Origin of the sequence: Haloechinothrix sp. LS1_15, assembly GCF_033042135.1 — a bacterium.
GTDB lineage: Bacteria > Actinomycetota > Actinomycetes > Mycobacteriales > Pseudonocardiaceae > Haloechinothrix.
In genome coordinates, this window is sequence record NZ_WBXM01000014.1 from 105,724 (window position 1) to 126,826 (window position 21,103).

The following is a 21,103-nucleotide window of genomic DNA, read 5'->3' on the forward strand; positions in this document are numbered from 1 at the left end:
CGGCGGTGCCGGACTTGAGTCCGCGGCGATCTCGTGGCAGTGTCTACGGCGATAACCGAAAGTACCGCGGGAGCTCGCGCCAAGGCGGGCTGAGAGGGCGGCTGGAGTCGAGACTCGGGCGCCGCCGACCGCACGAACCTGACCGGGTAATGCCGGCGTAGGGAGGGATCGTCCGATGACGTCGCTGGACACGAGTGCCAACACCCAGCCGAATGTGACCACCGGCCCCATCACGGGCTCACGCAAGGTCTACACCGAAACCACCTCGGGGCTGCGCGTTCCCGCGCGCCGCATCGAGTTGTCCAACGGTGATCACTTCGACGTCTACGACACCTCCGGTCCCTACACCGACCCCGATGCCGTCATCGACGTGCACACGGGGCTGTCACCCACTCGCGCCGGGTGGCTCGCCGAGCGCGAGCACGACACCCAGCTCGGCTGGGCACGGGCCGGAGTCGTCACCAAGGAGATGGAGTACATCGCCGCCAGGGAACGGATGGACCCCGAGTACGTGCGGCAGGAGGTCGCGGCGGGCCGGGCCATCATCCCCGTCAACCGCAAGCACCCCGAATCCGAACCCATGATCATCGGCAAGAACTTCCTCGTGAAGGTCAACGCCAACATGGGAAACTCGGCCGTATGGTCCTCTGTGGAGGAGGAGGTCGACAAGATGGTGTGGGCGACCCGGTGGGGAGCCGACACCATCATGGACCTGTCGACGGGCAAGCGCATCCACGAAACTCGCGAGTGGATCCTGCGCAACTCCCCTGTCCCGGTGGGAACGGTCCCGATCTACCAGGCGCTGGAGAAGGTCGACGGGGAACCGGAGAAGCTCACCTGGGAGATCTACCGGGATACCGTGATCGAGCAGTGCGAACAGGGTGTGGACTACATGACGGTGCACGCGGGCGTGCTGCTGCGGTACGTCCCGCTGACGGCCAAACGCGTCACCGGCATCGTGTCCCGCGGCGGTTCGATCATGGCCGCGTGGTGCCTCGCGCACCACAAGGAGTCCTTCCTGTACACCCATTTTTCCGAGCTGTGCGAGATCCTGCGTTCCTACGACGTCACGTTCTCGCTCGGCGACGGGCTGCGGCCCGGCTCGATCGCCGATGCCAACGACGAGGCGCAGTTCGCCGAGCTGCGCACCCTCGGTGAGCTCACCCACATCGCCCGCCAGCACGACGTGCAGGTGATGATCGAAGGCCCCGGCCACGTGCCGATGCACAAGATCAAGGAGAACGTGGAGCTGGAGGAGGAGCTGTGCGGTGAAGCCCCGTTCTACACGCTCGGGCCGCTGGCCACCGACATCGCTCCCGCCTACGACCACATCACCTCGGCGATCGGAGCGGCACAGATCGGCTGGTACGGCACCGCGATGCTGTGCTACGTCACCCCGAAGGAACACCTCGGACTGCCCAACCGCGACGACGTGAAAACCGGCGTGATCAGCTACAAGATCGCAGCGCACGCTGCCGACATCGCCAAGGGCCACCCGTACGCGCAGGAGTGGGACGACGAACTGTCCAAGGCCCGGTTCGAGTTCCGGTGGAACGACCAGTTCAATCTGTCGCTGGACCCCGACACCGCGCGGGCTTACCACGACGAGACGCTGCCCGCCGAGCCTGCCAAGACCGCGCACTTCTGCTCAATGTGCGGGCCCAAGTTCTGCTCGATGCGGATCACGCAGGACATCCGCGAGTACGCCGACAAGCACGGGTTGACCTCTGTGGAGGCTATCGAAGCCGGTATGGAGGAGAAGGCCAAGGAGTTCACCGAGCAGGGCAACCGAATCTACCTGCCGGTGACTGGGAACGGCTCCCCTGGTGACAGCGAGTGATGAGCACGACCAATCCGAGTCCACCGACGGCCCTGACCATCGCCGGATCCGATTCCGGCGGTGGTGCGGGCTTGCAGGCCGACCTGCGCACGTTCTTCGCACACCGCGTGCACGGCATGACCGCGGTCACGGCGGTGACCGTGCAGAACTCGGTCGGCGTACAGGGCTTCACCGAGATCGCGCCCGAGGTGGTCGCCGACCAGATCAGGTCGGTGGCCACGGACATCGGTGTCGGCGCGGCCAAGACCGGGATGCTGGCCTCCACCGGGATCATCACCGCGGTGGCCGGGGTGCTCGACGAGGTCTCGATCGGGCGGGACGCGCGCAGCCCGTTCGTGGTCGACCCCGTGGCCGCCTCGATGCACGGCGACCCGCTGCTGCGCGAGGAGGCGCTGGAGGCGATCCGCAGCGAGCTGATCCCGCGCGCCACGCTGGTAACGCCCAACCTCGACGAGGTCCGGCTGCTGGCAGGTATCACCGTCACCGACACCGACGGCCAGCGGGAGGCCGCGAAGGCGCTCGCCTCGATGGGCGCGCGGTACGTACTGGTCAAGGGCGGGCACCTGAGGGGTGCCACCGACTGCCTCGACCTGCTCTATGACGGCACCGAGTTCACCGAGCTGGTCGGGCCGCGTTACGACACCGAACACACCCACGGCGGAGGCGACACGCTCGCGTCGGCCATCACCGCCGAGCTCGCGCGCGGCTCGACCGTGCCGGACGCCGTGGCGCACGGCAAGCGCTTCATCGAACGCTGCGTCGCCGACAGCTACCCGCTGGGTTCCGGCATCGGCCCGGTGTCTCCATTGTGGCGGGTTCGCGAGAGCTGACGTCCCGCGCCGAGGGGCGAGCCGAAGGGACCCTTGGGTACATAATATGCACCGGAGGGGCCCTTCGGCTCGCCCGCCACCAGCTCGCGCCGTCGCGACCCGGGTGACAGCGGGCACCCGCGCGATCACCGCCGGTGGCCGGGAGCGTGTCACCAACCACATCTTCGACCCGCTGGTACACAGTCTCCCGTCGCTTTCCGTTACGCAGTAACCGGAAGCAGCACCAGTCGCGCCCGCGAGCGCACGGGGAGGGCAGTGTGATCACGGGGAACGCACCGGTCACCCGCAACCTGATACGCCGGTTCGTCGAGCATCACCGGTTCCAGCGGTTCATCATCGCGGTCATCGTGGCCAACGCGATCACCCTGGCGTTGGAGACCTCCCCGACACTGGTCGCCGAGTACGGCACGCCGCTGCGGACGCTGGATACCATCGCGCTATCGATCTTCGTGGTGGAGCTGCTGTTCAAACTCGGTGTCTACCGCTGGCAATTCTTCCGTGACCCGTGGAACGTCTTCGACTTCGTGATCGTGAGCATCGCGCTGATCCCCGCCTCAGGGCCGTTCGCGGTGCTGCGAACGCTGCGTATCCTGCGCGTGTTGCGGCTGGTGTCGGCCGTGCCCGCGATGCGGCGGGTGGTGTCCGGGTTGCTGGCCGCGGTGCCGGGCATGGCCTCGATCGCCGCGCTGCTCGCACTGATCATCTTCGTCGCGGGGGTGATGACCACCAAGCTGTTCGGCGAGATCTCCCCACAGCATTTCGGGCACCTCGGGCGCTCACTGTTCACCCTGTTCCAGGTCATGACCGGCGAGGGATGGCCGCAGGTAGCGCGAACGGTCATGGACGAGGCCCCGGCGGCCTGGGTGTTCTTCGTGATCTACATCCTGGTGTCGGCTTCGCCGTGCTGAACCTGTTCATCGCCGTGGTGGTCAGCGCGATGGAGGACCAGATGCGGGCCGACATGCGGGAGCAGGAGGAGCAGCACGCCGCCGAGCAGGCCGCTGCCAACCAACGGATCCTCGACGAGCTGCACGCCCTGCGCCACGAGGTGGAGGCCCTGCGCCAGCGCCAGGACTGAGGGACCGGGGTATTGGTAGCCTGCGTTTGCGTGGGATGTGACGGCATGAGGGGTGAGCATGGGGTTCTCGGTCGATCCGGACGCGGTCGCCGCACTGAGCAAGCAACTGGAGCGGTTACAGGATCACGCGATCCAGGGCACGTCGTACGTGGGCAACCACTCGGAGATCGACTTCAGCGGTGAGGGGCTGATCAACCTGATCTCCGGTGGCCACCGCGAGGTACAGCAGCAGGTGGAGAACTTCCTTGACAGGCTGGCCAACCGGACGGCGGCCACCACGGCCGAGTCGCTGATCGATGCGGCGCGCTACTACCGCTCCACCGACGCCGACAGCGCGGCCCGGCTGGATGCCAGCTACCCCGAGGTCGACGCGGGCGCGGCAGGCCGGGCGCCGGAGGAGGTCTCCGCGCAGGCCGGCGCGTTCGAGGACGTGGCCGACCCGACCGGCCACTACCGGCCCCCCGCCGACTACAGCGACAGGATGGCCTACGAACCCGGATGGACGGACTATGCCGGCCCCAGCTCGGCCGCGCGCTCGCTGATCATGACGCTGACCGGCAACGACATCTTCGAGGAGATCCTCAAACCGGTCTGCGGCGACTGGGCGGGCATGGCAGCCACGGCCGAGGTGTGGCGCAACGCCGCTGCCGCCACCTCCGATATGGGAGACAACGTGCGCCGCTCGGCACAGGGCCTCGCGGAGGTGTGGCAGGGTAACGCCGCCGACGGCTGCCAGGCACACCTGCTGGAGCTCGCTCGGGCACTCGAGGCGGCCACCGGCGCGCTGGAATCGCTCGGTGACCAGTACGAGGCGGCCGCGGAGGGCGCGCAGGACCTGCGGGATGCGCTCGGGCCGGTGGTCGCCGATGCCGCCGATGCCGCGCTGAAGGCCGGGGCCAGCATGGGCATCAGCGGGCTGGCGGCCAAGACCGGCGTGGGCCTGCCGGTGGCGCTGGTGGTCGGCGCGTTCGCGGCCAGCAGGATCTACCGGGTCATCTCGCTCCTCCGACAAGCCTACGACCTCATCGGCAGGCTCGAAGCAGCGCAGGACGCGTTCAACAGCATGGCCAACGACTTCGGGCGGGTGGACGGCAGCCTCCCCCTGCCGGAGCTGCCTGCGGAGGCACCGGCACTTCCCAGCCCACAGACCTAGAGGAGCACCACGATGACCGCCGCCGCAGACGATGGGCGTACCGAGCAGCCCAGCCTCGAGCAGCTCATGGCGAAGATCGAGCAGGGGCCGCTGGGGCCGCTGCTGCGCGACGAGGCCGCTATGGAGCGCACGATCTGCGACCTCATGGCCCGAAGCGAGGACGCCACCGTCCGCGAGATGGGCACGCAGCTGCGCGACGGCACCGTCACCTGGGGGCAGCTCGGCGAGGTTGCCGCCTACCGCGACGCGCTGGAAGACGGCGCCCGGCGTGCCAGCCAGATCGACCTCGCCGAGCTGTCCGAGCAGCTCGACCAGGTCAACGACCAGCACCAGCAGCCACCGGAGACCGAGCCGCCCGAGGACGACGCCGATGATCCCGACCAGCTGTGGCAGGGATTCGGCCGACCCCTGGGAGAGCGATGACCGACCGCACCCGGTTCGTCCTGCGCTGGCTGGCCTACCTCATCGGGGGCGCGCTCGTCGTAGCTATGCTCGGCGCCAGCGCCTACGCGCGCTACGGCGGCGAGACCGTCGGCGACCGGCTGGTCATCCCGCCCGGAGACACCGACACCCGCTTTCTGGTATCCACAGCCTCGATCCCCGAAACTCGCGAATGCACCTTCCGGTCCCCCGGACACGAGCCACGAACCCTTACCCTCCCGCGTCAGGCCAGCAGGAACCCCATTGTGCGTGGCGAGTACGTGGAGCCTCCCCCGGAGGGCATGGTGATCACCTGCGGCAGAGGCGAGTGGATCCAGGCCACCAGCGGCCCCGTGCTCACCCTCTACCCACTCTTCCGCGCAGACGGGATTCTCATCATGGCCGGCATCGTGATCGTCGTCGTCGCGCGCGTCTTCCTCGGCCCACCCCGCAAGCCACGCAGGCGGGCCGGGCCGGGTGGGAGCCGGGCGTGACAGCCGTTCCCTCGAGGGCGCCGACTGTCACGGTCAGCGACCCCACCCCCTCACCGGGGTGGGCTGGAGGCCTGCGCCCAGAAGCGTTGCGGGACGCGGCCCGCGAGACGGGCGAGGCGGCCTGCCTGGACGCCGGAGCGCATGGCGGCGGCCATCCGTTCGGGATCCTGCGCCCTGGTGACCGCGGTGGACAGCAGCACGCCGTCACAGCCGAGCTCCATCGCCTGCGCCGCATCCGACGCGGTTCCGATACCGGCGTCCAGGATGATCGGCACGCCTGCGCGGGAGACGATCAGCTCGATGTTGTGCGGGTTGCGGATACCCAGGCCGGTGCCGATCGGTGAGCCGAGCGGCATCACCGCCGCGCACCCCGCTTCCTCCAGCCGGAGCGCCAGCACCGGGTCGTCGTTGGTGTAGACCAGCACGGTAAACCCGTCACCGACCAGCTGCTCGGCGGCCTCCAGCGTCTCGTGCGGATCGGGCAGCAGGGTACGGTCATCGGCGTGCACCTCGAGCTTGACCCAGTCGGTGTCCAGTGCTTCCCTCGCCAGCCGCGCCGTCAGCACCGCTTCGGCGGCGCTGCGGCAGCCTGCGGTGTTCGGCAGCAAGCCGATTCCCATCCGCCGCAGCAGGTCGAGCACACCCGAGCCGCCCTCGGTGTCGGCCCTGCGCATCGCCACCGTCGTCAGTTCGGTCCCCGAAGCGGCAAGCGCGTGTTCCAGCACCGCGAGGTTGCCCGCCCCGCCGGTCCCGATGATCAACCGGGAGCTCAGCTTGTGGCCGGCGATCACCAGCGGGTCGTCGATCACGCCCGCGGCGTGCTCCTCAGCCATACATCCTCCTCGTCAACCGCCTTGGACGGCGGTCATGATCTCGATTCTGGAACCGTCCCGCAGTGTCACGTTCTGCCACTCGCTGCGCGTCACGACCGAGCCGTCCATCGCTACCGCGATGCCGGAGTGGTCCTTACCCATCTCGTGTAACAGCGCGGCCAGCGAGGTGCCCTCTTCGACCCTGCGCTGCTCTGCGTTCACCTGAACCGAGATCACACTCGCTCCCTTCCCGAGAGGTCGCGGCGCGGGTCCGCCGCGTCGACGTGTTCCGGAAGGGGTTGCCCGGCCAGCATCGCGCTCACCGCGTCCGCCGTGACCGGCGCCAGCAACAACCCGTTGCGGTGGTGTCCCGAGGCGACGTACACGCCGTCGCCGAGCGTGCCGATCAGCGGGACGTTGTCGATGCTCGCCGAACGCAGCCCCGCCCTGGCGGCGACGAGCTCGTACTCGACGATGCTGGGGAACACGTATTCCGCACGATCCAACAGGTCACGCACACCGCCCGCGGTCACCGTCTCGTCGAAGCCCGCCTCGTACTGCGTCGCACCGAGCACGAGCTCACCGCCCTCACGGGGAACCAGGTAGATCGGCCGCCCCTCCACGAACGCTCGTACGGTGACCTCCGGGGGAGGAAGGCTGCTCTTGCGCGCCCGCAGGTGCAGGATCTCGCCTTTCAGCGGCCGGATCGACTCGGCCAGTTCGGGATGCAGCCGTGAGCTGGCGGCTCCAGCGGCGAGCACCACCACCTCGGCCGCGTGCACCGCGTCATCGGTGACGACCTGCTGGGCGCTGAGCTGCCGCACCCGCTCCGGGACGAAACGCACACCCCTGCCACGCGCCGCGGCCCGCAGCGCGTCGAGCAGCTTGGTGGTATCGACCGCGAGGTCGCTCGGCACCGCAAGACCCCTGCGGACGCCGGTCGCCAGCCCGGGTACCCGGGAACGCAGCTGCCTGCCGGTGAGCAGCTCGGCGCGCCTGCCGACACCGTGCAGGTAGGAGGCGAGGATCTCGAGCTGTTCCGCGTCGGTGCGGTCGGCGGCTGCCACCACCGTCCCCGCGGTGGACAGCCCTGGATCGAACGACTCCGCGCGTAGCTCGTCGGCGAATCCCGGCCAGCGTCGCAGGGATTCCTCACCGAGCCGCAGCCCCTCCTCCTCACCGGGCCACGCCTCGGTCACCGGAGCGAGCATGCCGCCCGCGATCCATGAGGCGCCTCGAGCTGGCAGCGGGTCATACACGGTGACGTCATGGTGCGCCGCCGCGCGCCACGCCACGGACAACCCGATGACGCCACCGCCGACGACGGCGACATTCCTGCGGACAGCCATAGAAACCTCTCGCTCCCTGCGCCGGTATGACCCGGATCAGGTTCCACGGTCGGAGCCGTTCGCTCCCTCTCAGCCCTCTGCCGCGGGCTCCCGTGCGGACCACTTCCCACGGTATCGCGCATTGCCCCGGTCGGCCACCAATCACCACCCCGCGGCACCGCGCCCGGCGACCGTGACAGGCCGGTACCGTGACAGGTATGCCGGGACTGACCGCCGAACGGGTTCGCGATCGGCTCGCCGACGCTTACCTGTACCTGTGCACCGACGCCCGCATCGAGCAGGGGGATCTCGCCCAGTTCGCCGACGCCGCGCTCGCCGGAGGGGTGGATATCCTCCAGCTGCGCCACAAGCGCGACGGTGTCCCGCTCGAAGCCGCCGACGAGCTGGCTGCACTGGAGGTGCTGGCCGAGGCGTGTGCCAGGCACGGCGCACTGCTCGCCGTGAACGATCGCGCCGATATCGCGCTGGCCGCCGATGCCGACATCCTGCACCTCGGGCAGGAGGACATCCCCGTTGAAGTAGCGCGACGGGTGATCGGCGATGCCCCGGTGATCGGGCGGTCCACCCATTCCACGGCGCAGGCCCGTGCTGCGGAGAGCGAACCGGGGGTGGACTACTTCTGCACCGGACCGTGCTGGCCGACACCGACGAAGGAGGGGCGCACGGCTCCGGGACTCGACCTGGTGCGGGCCACCGCTGAGCGCGCGCCGCAGCGTCCCTGGTTCGCCATCGGCGGTATCGACACCGAGCGGTTGCCTGAGGTGCTCGACGCCGGCGCACGGCGTGTCGTGGTGGTGCGCGCCATCACCGAAGCAGCGGATCCACGAGCCGCCGCCACCGCACTGTCGTCGATGCTGCGCGCCTAAGGAGCACGAGGCACACGGGGTTCGGTCGTTCCGCCGCCGTCCTCGTCGGGCTCGCCTTCCTCGACCTCCTGCCCGTCCTCGTCCGGCTCGCGCGGCTCGTCCTGCTCACCGGTCGGGGTGGGAGCTTCCTCCCCCTCGGTGGGCTCCGGGGATTCGGTGCCGCCCTGCCCGTCCCGTGGGGTGGTGGTCTCGGGAGCGGGAGGCGGCACGTCCTCCCCTTCGTCCACCGGATGTTGGTGTCCTTCAGGCTCCTGCTCGCCGATGACCGAACCGATGGTGGTGCCCTCCTCGCCGGAGAACGCCCGGCCGCTCACCCGCTCGATGCCCGTGATGGCGAACATGACCGTGGCGAACACCACCACGCTGAGCACGGCGATCGCCTGCCAGCGAAGACCATGCAATGACCAGCCGGACGGCGGTCGCGTTCCGGTCGCCGGGGCTCCGGGCTCCCCGCCGGGCACCGGAAGCGGTTCGGTTGGCTGCTCGCAGGGCGGCAGCGTGCGGGGCACGGTGGCCGCCGGGTTGGCCGCACTGGAGGTCGGCTGCCCACCCGCAGCCGTCGTGGTGCATTCCCGCGTCGCCGCCGTTATCGCCGCGCGTTTGGCGGCTTCCTTGGTGCGGTCGTACGAGCGCAGGAACAACTCGCTGCCCACGGTGAGCATGAAGCTGAAGATCCCCGCACCGATCACCGTCCCGTACACACCGATGCGGGATGACAGGAAGGCGGCTGCCAGCGCGGCCAGCGCCGTCGCTGCGACCTGCGCAGGCCTGGTTCTGTTCCTGGTTTCCGTCGATCTGTCGCTCATGAGTTCCGCGGGGTAGCGCCGGGCGATCCACCCGGTTCACGCGGGGCGATGCCGCCACGTTGCCCAGCGTAACCGACATCACAGAGCTTCTACAGTGGACAGAGTTGATCTCGGCGTCCTATGCTTTCCAAGCCCCACGCTCGCGCGGCGCGGCTTACGACTGGCCGTGCTACTCGATCCGCGGGTGCCGGACGCCAGGGTGCCCGTCAGGCAGCGCGCGGTGCAGCACCCAGCCGCTGACAGCGATGCACGCTGCGACCAGCGGCCAGGTCAGCACCGTCCGGGCGATCCCGAGCGCGACCACCTGGCCGCTGGCCCAGAGCGCGCCGAACACCATCACGCGCAGCGTGTACTGGCCCAGCACCCATACCCAGCTGGCCAGCGAGTACGCGCGCAACAGTGCGGGATCGCGACGCCAACGCGTCCGCTGACCGAGCACCGCGCCGAGCACGACACCGAGCATCGGCCAGCGGATCAGGATGCTCGCAGCCCAGATCAGCGCGCTGGCCAGGTTCGCGAACAGTTGAAGCAGGAAGAAGTCCTCGGCGCGGCCGGTGTAGAGCGCGATCGCGGAAGCGGCCACCACGGCCGCCAGGCTGACCACTACGGCACTGACCTTCTCCTTACGGTACAACCGCGTCAGCCCGGTGATCACGCTGGTGACGAGCGCGGCCAACGCTCCCCAGATGATCGACTGCCCGGTGACCACCCAGCCGAGCACAAATGCCAGCGGCGGCAGGCTCGCATCCAGCGCGCCCTTGCGCCCTCCGAGCAACGCCGCGAGCGAGCCCCCGGAGGTGTCCGCGTGCTCCCGCACACCACCACCTTGCCGCATCCGCTCCATGTAGGTGAGGCTAACCTATGACGCCGAGGCCGACTCGGGAGAGTGGCGAACTTCGCGTGACCGTGTTATCAAGGTTTTCTGGCGGGTTTCACGAGGGCCGAGGACTCGACTGGCAAGCGAGGTTACCGAAACATCACCGCTGGGGGTGCGCGCCCGGGGAACGTCCGTCGGCGCTCCGCGGCCGGGGTGGGGTGACGGACAACGGGGCGCCAGGAGCACGTCGCGGCGCAGCAGAAGGGAGTGAGTGGTGCACACGTTCAACAGCTACATCGCCATCGGCGACAGCTTCACCGAGGGGTTGAACGATCAACTTCCTGACGGCTCCTTCCTGGGTTGGGCGGACCGGCTCGCCGCGATGCTCGCCGAGGGCAAACCGAACTTCAAGTACGCCAATATCGCGGTGCGCGGCAAGAAGCTGCAGCCCATCATGGACGAGCAACTGCCCGTCGCGCTGGAACTGCGCCCCGACTTCGTCACGGTCTGCGCGGGCGGGAACGACATCCTCATCCCGGGGACGGACGTGGACGTCGTCGCGGCACGGTTCGACGACATGATCGAGCAGCTGCGTCGCGCCGGGATCGAGGTCCTCATCTTCTCCGGCCCGGACACCAAACAGATGTCGGTGATGAACCGGCTCCGCGGCAAGATCGCGATCTACAACGCCGACCTGCGCGCGATCGCGGAACGCCACAACGCGCGCGTGGTGGATCTGTGGGCCATGGACGTGCTGCGCGACCCACGCGCCTGGAGCGAGGACCGGTTGCACTTCACCCCGGAGGCGCACAAGCGCATCGCGCTGCGTACCGCGGAGGCGCTCGGATTGCCGACCGAGGAGGATTGGCGCCAGCCGCTGTGGAACGCCGACGAGCAACGGGAAGCGGAACACACCGACTGGATCTCGCAACGTCGCTCGGACATCGAATGGACACGGGCGCACCTGCTGCCGTGGATCCGCAGGCGCATCCGCGGCGAATCCCTCGGCGACGGCGTGACTCCCAAGCGCCCTGAGCTGGCCCCGCTGTGTGCTGACGAGCGCCTCCGCCTCGAAGCCATCGGGCAGGCCGCGCGCGGCACCGACGGTGCGGTCGCCTCCTGATCGCAGGTTGGTAGGGCGGCCGGTCGGCACGTCCCCCATGCGTGCCGACCGGCGCCTGCATCTCCCCTACCCAGGCGCGGCCCCGGCACCGGCCTGCAACCTGCGCACCACCGAGCGGCGGCAGGCATGCTCCCCCTTTGACCGGTCGCCAGCCCCACCCGCGAAGGGTAGCCCGCCCAAGCGGGGCACCACTAAGAGTTGACTAACGGCCAACGGCGCACACCCCATAGCCAGGCTTAAACCCCGCGCCGTCGCCGCGGCACCGGAACCGAACCCGGCCCGGGCCTCACAGTCCCTCCAGCTCCTGGCGCAGCGCGTTCGCGTGCGGATCCCCGATCTCCTCGTGCAGCTCGACCGCGGCACGCAGCTCGGCCCGCGCGCGTTCCCGGTCGCCGCGGGCCCGCAACACCCTCCCGAGAATGAGCCTGCCGACACCCTCCTGCTGTATCACTTCCCGTGCAGCCGCGAGCCGGATCGTCTTCCGCGCGGCACGTTCGGCCTCGTCGAACTCGCCCGCGTACAACCACATCTCGGCGAGGTTGGCCAGGCTCCTGATGACATCACCGTGATGTCCCCGCTGGGTGTACACCTCGAAGACCTCGCTCTGCAGCTCGATCGCCTCGGAGTACTGACCGGCGCGCTTGCGCGCCTCGGCGTAGTTGTGCATCACCTGGCTGCGCAGCATCTCGTCACCGAGTGGCTCGGCCTCGGCCAGCGCGTCGAGCTGCACCGCGAACGCCTCGGGGTGGCGTTCCAGCGACGTGAGGGCACACCCGCGGTGGGTGAGGGCGGTGACCCGCAGCGCAGGGTCACCGAGCTCGGCCGCCACCTCCAGCGCGCCGTCGGCATCGGCCAGCACGTTGTCCATCCGTTCGAACACCAGCCGGGCCGCGCACCGGGAGATCAGCATCCAGAACAGCGCGTGCCGGTCCCCGGACCGCCGTGCCGCGTCCAGCCCAAGGTGGGCGAGCTCGATCCAGTCGTCCCACGACGGCCGGTTGATCCGGTACGGGTGCGCCATGCGGGCCAACCGCCAGGCCTCGTCATACCAACCCGCCTCGTGGCATCGCCGCAGCATGGCGAACAGGTTCTGCCACTCGGCCGCGAACCAGTCCAGCGCACCACCGAAACCGCTGACTTCGGGGAGCAGCTCGGCGGGCACGAGGTCACGGTGGTCCAGACCGTCCACCACGGCGCTCAACGCCCGCCGCGCCCGGTCGGCGACGGCAATGTAGTACTGCCACGCGCGTCGCAGGATGGCCTGCTCGTCCTCGACGTCGAGCCTGCGCGCCCGCTCACCGAGGAAGGCACGCACCAGGTCGTGCGCGGCGAACTCGTCCGGTGCATGCTCCGTGAACAGGTTGCGCGAGGCCAGCACCCGCATCCGCTTGCGTGCCTGCTCGACGTCGACCTGGCACAACGCGGCCACCAGGTGCGGGCGTACCGTCCTGCCGGGGAACACGCCGAGCACTCGCAGCGTCTCGCGCTCCACCGTGCCCAACTCGGCCACCGAGACGTCCAGCGCGGCGCGCACCCCGATCGGCGCCTCCCCGTCGGGATGAGCGTCGAGCTCGAGCGCACCCAGCCTGGTGCGCTCGTCCCGCAGGGACGCGACGAGCTGCCGCGCCGCCCCCGGTGGTCGCGCGGACAGCCGCGCCCCGACGATGCGCAGCGCCAGCGGCAGGTAGCCGCACAGCTCCGCGAGCGTCTCGGCGTAGTCGCGCAACTCAGCCGCGCTGCCGGCGCCGTCCCCGCTGCCCGTTCCGACGGGAGTTCCCGTCGGAACGGGCAGCGGAGCGTCGGCGGCCGCGCTACCTTCCGAGAGCTCGGTGATGAGCGACACCGCGTCGCGCTCGGCCAACGTGCCCAGCGTGAGCTGCCGCGCAGCCCTGGCCACCGCGAGGTCGTCCATCCGTGCCCGTGAGGTCACCAGCGCCATCGCACCCGCGGCGGGCGGCAACAGCGACTCGACCTGTTCGGCGGACCGGGCATCGTCGAGCACCACGAGCATCCGTCGACCCGCCAGCAACGAGCGGTACAGGCCGACCCGCTCCGCGAAATCCTCCGGGAGCTCGCCGGGACGCACACCGAGCCCGCGCAGCAGCTGCGTCAGTACCTCGGCAGGCTCCCTCGGGGGGCGGTGGGGATCGAACCCGTGCAAGCTCGCGTACAACACGCCGTCGTCGAACCGTGAGGCCGCGTGGTGTGCCCACCACACCGCCAACGCCGTCTTGCCGATGCCCGCGGTGCCGGACAGCACCGCGGCGATGTTGCGACCGGCAACGGCACGCTCGGCGAGATCATCCAGCCACGCCAGCTCGGGCGAGCGCCCCGCGAGGAACGGCACCGCGGGCGGTAGCTGCATCGGCGTCAACCGCAACAGCTGACCCTGGTCACTGCCGTCGGTGCCCAAGTCGTCCTGCAGCATGTTCGCGTGCAGCTCGCGCAGCCCCGGTCCGGGTTCGATACCGAGATCGGCGATGAGCTTGCTGGCGAACTCGTGGTAGGCGTCGAGCGCCTCCGCTCGGCGTCCCGAATGGTACAGCGCCCGCATCAGCTGGCCGGTGAAACGTTCCGAGTGCGGGTTGTCCCGCACCAGGCTACCGAGCTCCGCGATCACCTCGGCGTGCCTGCCGAGTTCGAGCTCGGCGTCGATCTTGGCGCCGTGCACCGCCCGCCGCAGCTCTTCGAGTTCGGCGACCGCCACGTGCCCGGCGGCATCGCCGAGCACCGGACCGTGCCACAGCCCCAGGGCCTCGTCGAGCAACTCGATGCGCCGCACAAGGGGCACCCCGGCCGACGCGTCGAGCAACGCGCGGGCGCGGTGCGCGTCGATCCGCCGCTCGTCGACCTCCAGCCGGTATCCGGGAGCGACCGTGTGGATGTGGGCCACCGGTTGCTCACCGGCAGCGCGCTGCGCCGTAGCCAGCCTGCGCCGCAGAGCCGAGATGTGACCGTGCACGATGGTCCTAGCCGTCGGCGGCGGGTCGTACGTCCACATCGTGTCGATGATCGTGTTCTGGCTCACGACCTGGTTGGCGTGCAGCGCCAGCAACGCAAGCACGCTGCGCGCGCCCGGACCGCCGACCGGCTGCGGGTGGCCGTCCACGAGCAGCGTCACCGGGCCGAGCAGCCGGATCGACAGGCCGGACGGCTGGTGGGCAGACGTATCCACCGAGGCGACGGCATCCTCGGTGTCCACGTTCGCCTCCCGTTACCACCAGCGGCAACGTGCCCTGTACGACCGCACGGCGGTGCGGGGCGCTCTCACGCCCCGCACCGGTCATCGCACTCAGGGTACACAGCACGGGAGGTCGCGTGGGAGTCATCGCGTAATCGGGACGAAATCCCTGTTCGCGATGAACGTCGGCCGAGGCTGATCGGCGGCGAACGGCTCGACGAGCGTGTTCTCCACGCTGTTGAACACCAGGAAGATGTTCGACCGCGGGTACGGCGTGATGTTGTTCCCCGAACCGTGCATCACGTTGCAGTCGAACCACAGCGCCGATCCCGCCGCGCCGGTGAACTGCTCGATGCCGTGCTCGGCGGCCATCTTGGTGATCTGGTGCTTGCTGGGAACGCCGATCTCCTGTTCCCGCAGCGAATCCTGGTAATGGTGCTCCGGCGTCTCGCCCACGCATGGCACGAAGGTGCGGTGCGAACCGGGCATCAGCATCAGCCCGCCGTTGAAGGGGTAGTTGTCGGTGAGAGCGATCGAGCAGCTGACGGCGCGGGGCACGGGCATGCCGTCCTCGGCGTGCCAGGTCTCGAAGTCGGAGTGCCAGTAGAAGCCCTTGCCTTCGAAACCGGGCATGTAGTTGACCCTGGACTGGTGGAGGTACACCTCGGAACCGAGGATCTGCCGCGCGCGATCCAGCACTCGCGGATCGCTGGCAAGCTCGGCGATCAGCTCGCTGAGCTCGTGTACTTCGAAGACGGAGCGGATCTCGCCGGAGTACTTCTCCGTGATCACCCGCTCGTCGTCGGATAGCCGCTCATCACGGGAGAGGCGGGTCAGTTCCTGCCAGTAGCCCTGCACCTCAGCGGGCGACAGCAGACCGTCGACGATCGTGAAGCCGTTGGCCTCGTGCGAGGCCAATGTGGCGGCGTCGCACGGGCCGTCATGCTCCTGCCCCCAGACGGCGGGATGAACGCGCTCGAACGGTTCGGCCTCGCCTCGGACTCGCGTCGGATAGCTGTCCTGGACTCGCGTACGCGTGAGCACCATTCGACTCGCCTCCTCGCGTATCGGTTATCCGTAATCCTTCCTTTCGTAGGTGCCCTGCCTTACTCACACTCGTCGGCGCGGGCGCGGTACCGCGCGGTGCCGCCCGATCCCGGACGGCCACGCGCGGCACCCGTGCCCCCGGAGTACCCGGTTAAGCCGAGACCGACTCGTCGTCCTCGACGACCAGCGGGTACACCCCGTTCTCGTCGTGTACTTCCTTACCGGTGACGGGGGGGTTGAACACGCACACCGCCCGTAGCTCGGTTGTGGGCCGGAGCTGATGCTTCTCGTGCCCATCGAGCAGGTACATCGTCCCCGGCCGCAGCTGGTACGTCTCCCCCGTCTCCTTATCGGTGAGCTCGCCTTCACCCTCGACGATGAATACGGCCTCGATATGGTTAGCGTACCAAAAATCGTTCACTGTTCCGGGCGACAGCGTGGTCTCGTGCAACGAGAAACCGACCTTGTCCTTGGCGAGCACGATGCGCTTGCTCCGCCAGTTCGCAGTCTTGACGTCGGCCTCGGTGTCGGTGATCTCGTCGAGGGTACGGACGATCACGTTCTCTCTCCTCCGCTACGCGCGGCGCCGGGGTCGTAGCGCCACATCGGGTCTATACGGTCGATCTGGGATCCCGGTGTCTCATCCGAAGATCGGGTTCAGCGTAGCGCCGCGACCACCGATTCCTTGATGATGCCCATGCCTTGCTCCAGCTCGGCGTCGGTCAGGGTCAGCGGCGGCAGCAGCTTGACCACCTCCCCGTCGGGGCCCGAGGTCTCCATCAGCATGCCCCGCTCGAACGCCGCGGCACAGACCTTGTCCGCGGTCTCGCCGTCGGGGAACTCCAGGCCGCGTGCCATGCCACGCCCCTTGGCCACAAGGCCAAGGTCGCCGCGCTCGCCCGCGATCTCGGACAGCACGGTGCCGATCCGCTCACCGTTGGCCCTCGTTGCCTTCTCGAGCGTGTCGTCGGTCCAGAACGTACGCAGCGCCTCGGCAGCGGTCACGAAGGCGGGGCTGATGCCACGGAACGTTCCATTGTGCTCACCCGGAGCCCAGACATCCAGGTCGGGCCGGATGAGTGTGAGCGCCATCGGCAAGCCGTATCCCGAGATGGACTTGGACAGGCACACCATGTCCGGCTTGATGCCCGCATCCTCGAAGCTGAAGAACGGTCCGGTCCGCCCGCATCCCATCTGCACGTCATCGACGATCAGCAGGATCTCCCGCTTCTTGCAGACCTCGTCGAGCTTGCGCAGCCAGTCGAGGGCCGCTGCGTTGATGCCGCCTTCCCCCTGCACGGTCTCCACGATGACGGCCGCCGGTTCGTTCAGCCCGCTTCCCGAGTCGTCGAGCATACGCTCGAACATCAGGAAGTCCGGGTAACTCCCGTCGAAGTACTGGTCGTACGGCATGGGTGTGGCGTGCACCAGCGGGATACCGGCCCCGCCACGCTTCATCGAGTTCCCGGTCACCGACAGCGCGCCCAGCGTCATACCGTGGAAGGCATTGGTGAAGTTGATGACGGCTTCCTTGCCGGTCACCTTCCTGGCGAGCTTCAGCGCCGCCTCGACGGCGTTGGCGCCGCCCGGCCCCGGAAACGTCACCTTGTAGTGCAGGTCACGTGGCCGCAACAGGATCTCGTCGAGCGCCTGGAGGAAGTCCCGCTTCGCGACGGTGTGCATGTCCAGCGAGTGGACCACGTTGTCCGAGGCGATGTAATCCAGCAACGCCTGCTTGAGAACCGGGTTGTTGTGGCCGTAGTTCAACGCCCCTGCCCCGGCGAAGAAGTCGAGGTACGGCGTGCCGTCCTCTGCGTACAGCCAGCTGCCCTGCGCCTTGTTGAACACGACGGGCCAACCCCGACTGTAACTGCGTACCTGCGATTCCAGTTTGTCGAAAATACTCACTTTCACTCCCGTTCGGCCTGCTTGTGCCGTTGTGTCAGCCAGCCCGTCACCGCCCGTTACGCGGAGCTCGACGGCTCGACATCACCCGGCGGGTGGGTGAGCGGGCCGATCCGGTACAGATCCTCGGGTTCGTGCTCTCCGTCTTCGGGGAAGTCAGTCGACTCGAACAACCGACTCGTGTGGAGCTCGGTGTTCCAGCGGACTGAGAACGACTTGAACACCGCCTGCGAGGCGCCGTTGCCCGGTGTGATCGACATCGTGAGGTACCGCGTTCCCCTCGCGAGGAGCCTGGTGGCCAGCGTATCGACCAGTTCGCCAGCGAGCCCGGAGCCACGGTTGTCCACATCGATCGCCATCTGCCACAGGAACACGGTGTCCTCGGCCGTCGGGTCGTCGAATCCGGTGAGGAAGCCGACGACGTCACCGCCCCTGCGTGCGACCACGCTCGTACCGGCGAAATGGTGGCAACACAGCAAGTACGCGTACGAGGAGTTGACATCAAGGACTCCCGAATCGCGCGCGAGTCGCCACATCGCAGCGGCGTCGGCCTTGCAGGGGTGGTCGATCTCCAGGTGTTCGGACATGTCACCGCACTCTTCGTTACACGGGCGCGACCCCACGCTTCCCGCGCCGGGAGGCTCACGCTCCGCTACCGGAACAGCAGCAACCGATCCACTCCTGCGCTGCACGGACGCCGCTACCCTTCGGCCAACTTAGCAGAATCCGGCACCGTTTCCCGCACGGCGCGCAGACCGGCGGCCATCCTACCTGCGCCGATCGTGAAACCCCTGTGATGAGCCTGACGGCAGGCTACCGATCATGCCCCCGAACCTGGTACGGGCACCGTACGTGACCACGACGCACCAGGCTGGGCCGTCGGGTCGCAAGCCTGCCAGAAGCGGGTGCCGAACGTGGAGATCCGCAACGTGTTGCGCATCACCTTAGGGCGCTTGGCGGCTTCCTGAGCCACGCGCACCTGCTCCTCGGCAAGCAGGATCTCGTACTGGGTCTGCAGTGACACCGACTCCTCGGTCAGCTCCGCCAGATCGAGGGCACACAGGCGGCTGATGTAGTGGGGGACCTCGTCGGGCAACGTCACCCCGGCGGCCTTGCCCAGGCTGGAAGCGTTGCGGAGGAGGTACCGCCCAGTGCCGCCCACGCCGCTGCGCTCGGCGATGTGCACCACGGGGAACGGCGAGCCGTCCGAGAGCGCCGACAACATCCTGGCCTCGTCGGGCGCCAGCTGGCGCAGCACGATGGCGTAGCAGTACTCGCGCGCCTGCTCGGGGCCGTAGCTGATGGAACGCTCCAGCAGTTCCGCCATGGCCGCCCGTAGCGGTTGCAGCTCGCCTGCCGCCTCAGCCGAGGACACAGGGAGCCCGTCACCCCGCTGCCCGCCACCGGAGCCGTTCCACCCGTCACCGCCTGCGAACGAGGGTCTGCGCAACGCCGCGAGATACGGGTCCGTCACGTCGTCGATGCGCTTGCCCAGCTCGGTCAGCGCCGCGCGCTCCAGCCGATGCAGCTCGCGTTCGGCCGTCTCCGCCCCCGGCAACCGCCGTGCCAGCCCGTACCCGGTCCGGGCCGCCTGCCCGACGAGCCTGCCCGCCATACCGAACAAACCACCCGAATCCTGGTCGTGCCCCTGGTCGCCGCTCCGATACGAGCCCGCGGGAAGCTGCCCGAGTGCCATGTCCTCCTCCTTGCGGCACGGGAGCCGGATCCCGCACCGTGCCGACGGCCTTACCGAATGCGTACTGGCAGTATCACACCGGCCACCCTCGGGAGGCCGAGCGGGCAGCGCCCGAGTAACCGACCCCACCCGTGCCTGCGCGCCGGTAGGCTGGGATCGGATACTCGGACACCTCGCGTCGTCGCGTTCCGGAGGTCGTCACGGCATGCGCTACCTGCAGCTCACCGCGGATGAGCGGCTCCCCGCGCTCGGCCAGGGCACATGGGGGATGGGAGAACGAGCCGACCGCGCGGCCTCAGAGGTCGCCGCCCTTCGCCACGGCATGGATCGGGGCCTCGGCCTCATCGACACCGCCGAGATGTACGGCGGGGGTGGGGCGGAGGAGATCGTCGGCTCGGCGATCGCCGGGCGTCGTGACGAGGCGTTCCTCGTCAGCAAGGTGTTCCCGCACAACGCGGGCAAGCGCGAAGCGATATCGGCCTGCGAGCGGAGCCTCGAGCGGCTGGGCACCGACCGGATCGACCTGTACCTGCTGCACTGGCGGGGCACGGTGCCGCTGGAGGAAACCCTGGAGGCGTTCGAGCGGCTGCGTTCCGACGGCAAGATCCGCCACTTCGGGGTGAGCAACCTCGATGCGCACGACATGGCCGAACTGTGGTCGCTCCCGCTCGGTGACCAGGTAGTGACCGACCAGGTGCTGTACAACCTCTCCCGCAGAGGGGTGGAGTTCGACCTGCTGCCGCGATGCCGCGAGCGGGGCATCCCCGTGATGGCCTACTCGCCGATCGAGCAGGGCCGGTTACTCGGCAACGCCACCGTGCGACGCGTCGCCGAGCGGCACAGCGTGACGCCCGCCCGGGTCGCGCTGGCCTGGGTGTTGCACCAGCCGGGGGTGTGCGCCATCCCGAAAGCCTCGGATCCCGACCACGTGGACGACAACGTGGCAGCGCTCGACCTGACCCTCGGCGCGGACGACCTCGCCGAGCTCGACGCCGAGTTCCCGGCACCGACCGCCGCCACCCCGTTGGAGATCCTGTGACCCCGGCGGTCAGCAGCGGTGCCCGGCACGAGGGCTGCCGGGAGGCCGGTTAACGTGGGCGCGCGCAGGCACCGCAAGCGCAGCCGCGAGGAGTACGCGCGCGGCCTACCCGACTACCACGACCCCACCGCGGGCATCGGCGGTGCCGCCCCCGCCTACAGCGCGTTGACGTTGCGGCTGTGGCTGTCCGGCTTCGCCCTCGCCCTGTGTCTGGTGACCGGCGTCGTCGCGATGCGCGTCGACGGCTGGACGTGGCTGGCCCTGCTGCTGTTCGCGGTGTCGGCGGGATTGATCGGCAACATCGCCTGGGTGGCTCACCGGAAACGGCGCGGTGAACCGGGGTGACCGGTGCCCTTATTCATATGTCGGGCTACTCCCCCTCACCCCGTCGCCCACCACCACCCCAACCGGAGACGCCCCACGCCCGCTTCCTGCTTCCACGGCACCGAACACCATGCGTCACGAGCAGTTTCCGTTCGCGAGTCGGCTACGCCGAGCCTGCCCTCGACCCGTCTCGCGCGTTCGCTGGTGGTGTGGTGGTGTCCGGCCGGGCCGTGGGGGTCGGGGCGCGGCCACGGCCCGGCCGGAGCGGGTGGCCGGGCGCGGCGGGAGGGGTAGGGCGCGCCCGGCCGGTCTCTAACGCTCGT

23 protein-coding genes and 2 riboswitches are annotated in these 21,103 nt (G+C 69.0%); of the genes, 11 read left to right on the top strand and 12 right to left on the bottom strand.

The window, feature by feature from the left end; genetic code table 11:
• Positions 1 to 56: 56 nt before the first annotated feature.
• Positions 57 to 181: riboswitch (TPP riboswitch) on the top strand.
• The 7 genes from thiC (at position 176) to F8178_RS18425 (ending at position 5,815) form a co-directional block, all read left to right on the top strand.
• A complete protein-coding gene (thiC, locus tag F8178_RS18395) occupies positions 176 to 1,840 on the top strand; it encodes a phosphomethylpyrimidine synthase ThiC (RefSeq protein ID WP_317496080.1) in 1,665 nt (554 codons plus the stop codon). It overlaps the preceding riboswitch by 6 nt.
• A complete protein-coding gene (thiD, locus tag F8178_RS18400; protein WP_317496081.1) occupies positions 1,840 to 2,670 on the top strand; it encodes a bifunctional hydroxymethylpyrimidine kinase/phosphomethylpyrimidine kinase in 831 nt (276 codons plus the stop codon). The genes thiC and thiD overlap by 1 nt, the downstream gene beginning before the upstream one ends.
• Before the next feature lie 257 nt (positions 2,671 to 2,927).
• Positions 2,928 to 3,578, top strand: coding sequence for an ion transporter (locus F8178_RS18405; RefSeq protein ID WP_317496082.1), 651 nt, complete (start codon positions 2,928 to 2,930; stop codon positions 3,576 to 3,578).
• Positions 3,572 to 3,748 (top strand): hypothetical protein, encoded by a 177-nt coding sequence (locus tag F8178_RS18410; protein ID WP_317496083.1) that lies wholly within the window; start codon positions 3,572 to 3,574, stop codon positions 3,746 to 3,748. Before F8178_RS18405 ends, F8178_RS18410 begins: the two co-directional genes overlap by 7 nt.
• Positions 3,749 to 3,806: 58 nt before the next feature.
• Positions 3,807 to 4,901: a hypothetical protein gene (locus F8178_RS18415; RefSeq protein ID WP_317496084.1), complete on the top strand. Its 1,095-nt coding sequence runs from the start codon at positions 3,807 to 3,809 to the stop codon at positions 4,899 to 4,901.
• A gap of 12 nt (positions 4,902 to 4,913) precedes the next feature.
• Positions 4,914 to 5,324, top strand: coding sequence for a hypothetical protein (locus tag F8178_RS18420; protein ID WP_317496085.1), 411 nt, complete (start codon positions 4,914 to 4,916; stop codon positions 5,322 to 5,324).
• Positions 5,321 to 5,815 carry a hypothetical protein gene (locus F8178_RS18425; RefSeq protein ID WP_317496086.1) on the top strand — a complete coding sequence of 165 codons (495 nt, stop codon included), beginning with the start codon at positions 5,321 to 5,323 and terminating at the stop codon, positions 5,813 to 5,815. The genes F8178_RS18420 and F8178_RS18425 overlap by 4 nt, the downstream gene beginning before the upstream one ends.
• Positions 5,816 to 5,865: 50 nt before the next feature.
• On the opposite strand, the gene F8178_RS18430 is transcribed toward F8178_RS18425, so the two are convergent.
• The 3 genes from F8178_RS18430 to thiO form a co-directional block, all read right to left on the bottom strand.
• Positions 5,866 to 6,648 (bottom strand): thiazole synthase, encoded by a 783-nt coding sequence (locus F8178_RS18430; RefSeq protein ID WP_317496087.1) that lies wholly within the window; start codon positions 6,646 to 6,648, stop codon positions 5,866 to 5,868.
• A gap of 12 nt (positions 6,649 to 6,660) precedes the next feature.
• Positions 6,661 to 6,864: a sulfur carrier protein ThiS gene (thiS, locus tag F8178_RS18435; protein ID WP_317496088.1), complete on the bottom strand. Its 204-nt coding sequence runs from the start codon at positions 6,862 to 6,864 to the stop codon at positions 6,661 to 6,663.
• Positions 6,861 to 7,976, bottom strand: a complete 1,116-nt coding sequence (gene thiO, locus F8178_RS18440; protein ID WP_317496089.1) for a glycine oxidase ThiO — start codon at positions 7,974 to 7,976, stop codon at positions 6,861 to 6,863. Before thiO ends, thiS begins: the two co-directional genes overlap by 4 nt.
• A riboswitch (TPP riboswitch) is annotated at positions 7,973 to 8,080 on the bottom strand. It overlaps the preceding gene by 4 nt.
• Before the next feature lie 93 nt (positions 8,081 to 8,173).
• Between thiO and thiE the strand changes: the two genes are divergently transcribed.
• Positions 8,174 to 8,842, top strand: a complete 669-nt coding sequence (gene thiE, locus F8178_RS18445) for a thiamine phosphate synthase (protein WP_317496090.1) — start codon at positions 8,174 to 8,176, stop codon at positions 8,840 to 8,842.
• Here thiE and F8178_RS18450 read toward each other — a convergent pair.
• Both F8178_RS18450 and F8178_RS18455 read right to left on the bottom strand, forming a co-directional pair.
• Complete coding sequence (locus tag F8178_RS18450; RefSeq protein WP_317496091.1) at positions 8,839 to 9,648, bottom strand: hypothetical protein; 810 nt, start codon at positions 9,646 to 9,648, stop codon at positions 8,839 to 8,841. The two genes, thiE and F8178_RS18450, sit on opposite strands and share 4 nt — an antisense overlap.
• A gap of 169 nt (positions 9,649 to 9,817) precedes the next feature.
• Positions 9,818 to 10,483, bottom strand: a complete 666-nt coding sequence (locus F8178_RS18455) for a DUF3159 domain-containing protein (protein ID WP_317496112.1) — start codon at positions 10,481 to 10,483, stop codon at positions 9,818 to 9,820.
• Positions 10,484 to 10,739: 256 nt separating this feature from the next.
• On the opposite strand from F8178_RS18455, the gene F8178_RS18460 reads away from it, so the two are divergent.
• The gene (locus F8178_RS18460; RefSeq protein WP_317496092.1) at positions 10,740 to 11,588 is read left to right on the top strand and encodes an SGNH/GDSL hydrolase family protein; all 849 of its coding nucleotides are present in this window, start codon (positions 10,740 to 10,742) and stop codon (positions 11,586 to 11,588) included.
• A 286-nt stretch (positions 11,589 to 11,874) separates the two neighbouring features.
• Here the strand turns inward: F8178_RS18460 and F8178_RS18465 are convergent, their stop codons facing one another.
• The 6 genes from F8178_RS18465 to F8178_RS18490 form a co-directional block, all read right to left on the bottom strand.
• Positions 11,875 to 14,790, bottom strand: a complete 2,916-nt coding sequence (locus F8178_RS18465; protein ID WP_317496093.1) for a BTAD domain-containing putative transcriptional regulator — start codon at positions 14,788 to 14,790, stop codon at positions 11,875 to 11,877.
• A 123-nt stretch (positions 14,791 to 14,913) separates the two neighbouring features.
• Positions 14,914 to 15,816, bottom strand: a complete 903-nt coding sequence (thpD, locus tag F8178_RS18470) for an ectoine hydroxylase (protein ID WP_317496094.1) — start codon at positions 15,814 to 15,816, stop codon at positions 14,914 to 14,916.
• 151 nt (positions 15,817 to 15,967) lie between these two features.
• Positions 15,968 to 16,375, bottom strand: coding sequence for an ectoine synthase (locus F8178_RS18475; protein WP_317496095.1), 408 nt, complete (start codon positions 16,373 to 16,375; stop codon positions 15,968 to 15,970).
• A 98-nt stretch (positions 16,376 to 16,473) separates the two neighbouring features.
• On the bottom strand, positions 16,474 to 17,724 hold the full coding sequence (gene ectB / locus F8178_RS18480) for a diaminobutyrate--2-oxoglutarate transaminase (RefSeq protein WP_317496096.1): 1,251 nt from the start codon (positions 17,722 to 17,724) through the stop codon (positions 16,474 to 16,476).
• A gap of 56 nt (positions 17,725 to 17,780) precedes the next feature.
• Positions 17,781 to 18,308: a diaminobutyrate acetyltransferase gene (gene ectA, locus F8178_RS18485; RefSeq protein ID WP_317496097.1), complete on the bottom strand. Its 528-nt coding sequence runs from the start codon at positions 18,306 to 18,308 to the stop codon at positions 17,781 to 17,783.
• Between the two features lie 233 nt (positions 18,309 to 18,541).
• The gene (locus F8178_RS18490; RefSeq protein ID WP_317496098.1) at positions 18,542 to 19,417 is read right to left on the bottom strand and encodes an Abi-alpha family protein; all 876 of its coding nucleotides are present in this window, start codon (positions 19,415 to 19,417) and stop codon (positions 18,542 to 18,544) included.
• Between the two features lie 205 nt (positions 19,418 to 19,622).
• Between F8178_RS18490 and F8178_RS18495 the strand changes: the two genes are divergently transcribed.
• Together F8178_RS18495 and F8178_RS18500 are read left to right on the top strand one after the other, a co-directional pair.
• Positions 19,623 to 20,456 carry an aldo/keto reductase gene (locus F8178_RS18495; protein ID WP_317496099.1) on the top strand — a complete coding sequence of 278 codons (834 nt, stop codon included), beginning with the start codon at positions 19,623 to 19,625 and terminating at the stop codon, positions 20,454 to 20,456.
• 54 nt (positions 20,457 to 20,510) lie between these two features.
• Entirely contained in the window at positions 20,511 to 20,801 is a 291-nt protein-coding gene (locus tag F8178_RS18500) for a hypothetical protein (RefSeq protein ID WP_317496100.1), read from the top strand.
• A 35-nt stretch (positions 20,802 to 20,836) separates the two neighbouring features.
• Here F8178_RS18500 and F8178_RS18505 read toward each other — a convergent pair.
• A partial coding sequence (locus F8178_RS18505; RefSeq protein ID WP_317496101.1) for a hypothetical protein occupies positions 20,837 to 21,103 on the bottom strand: 267 nt, incomplete at its 5' end.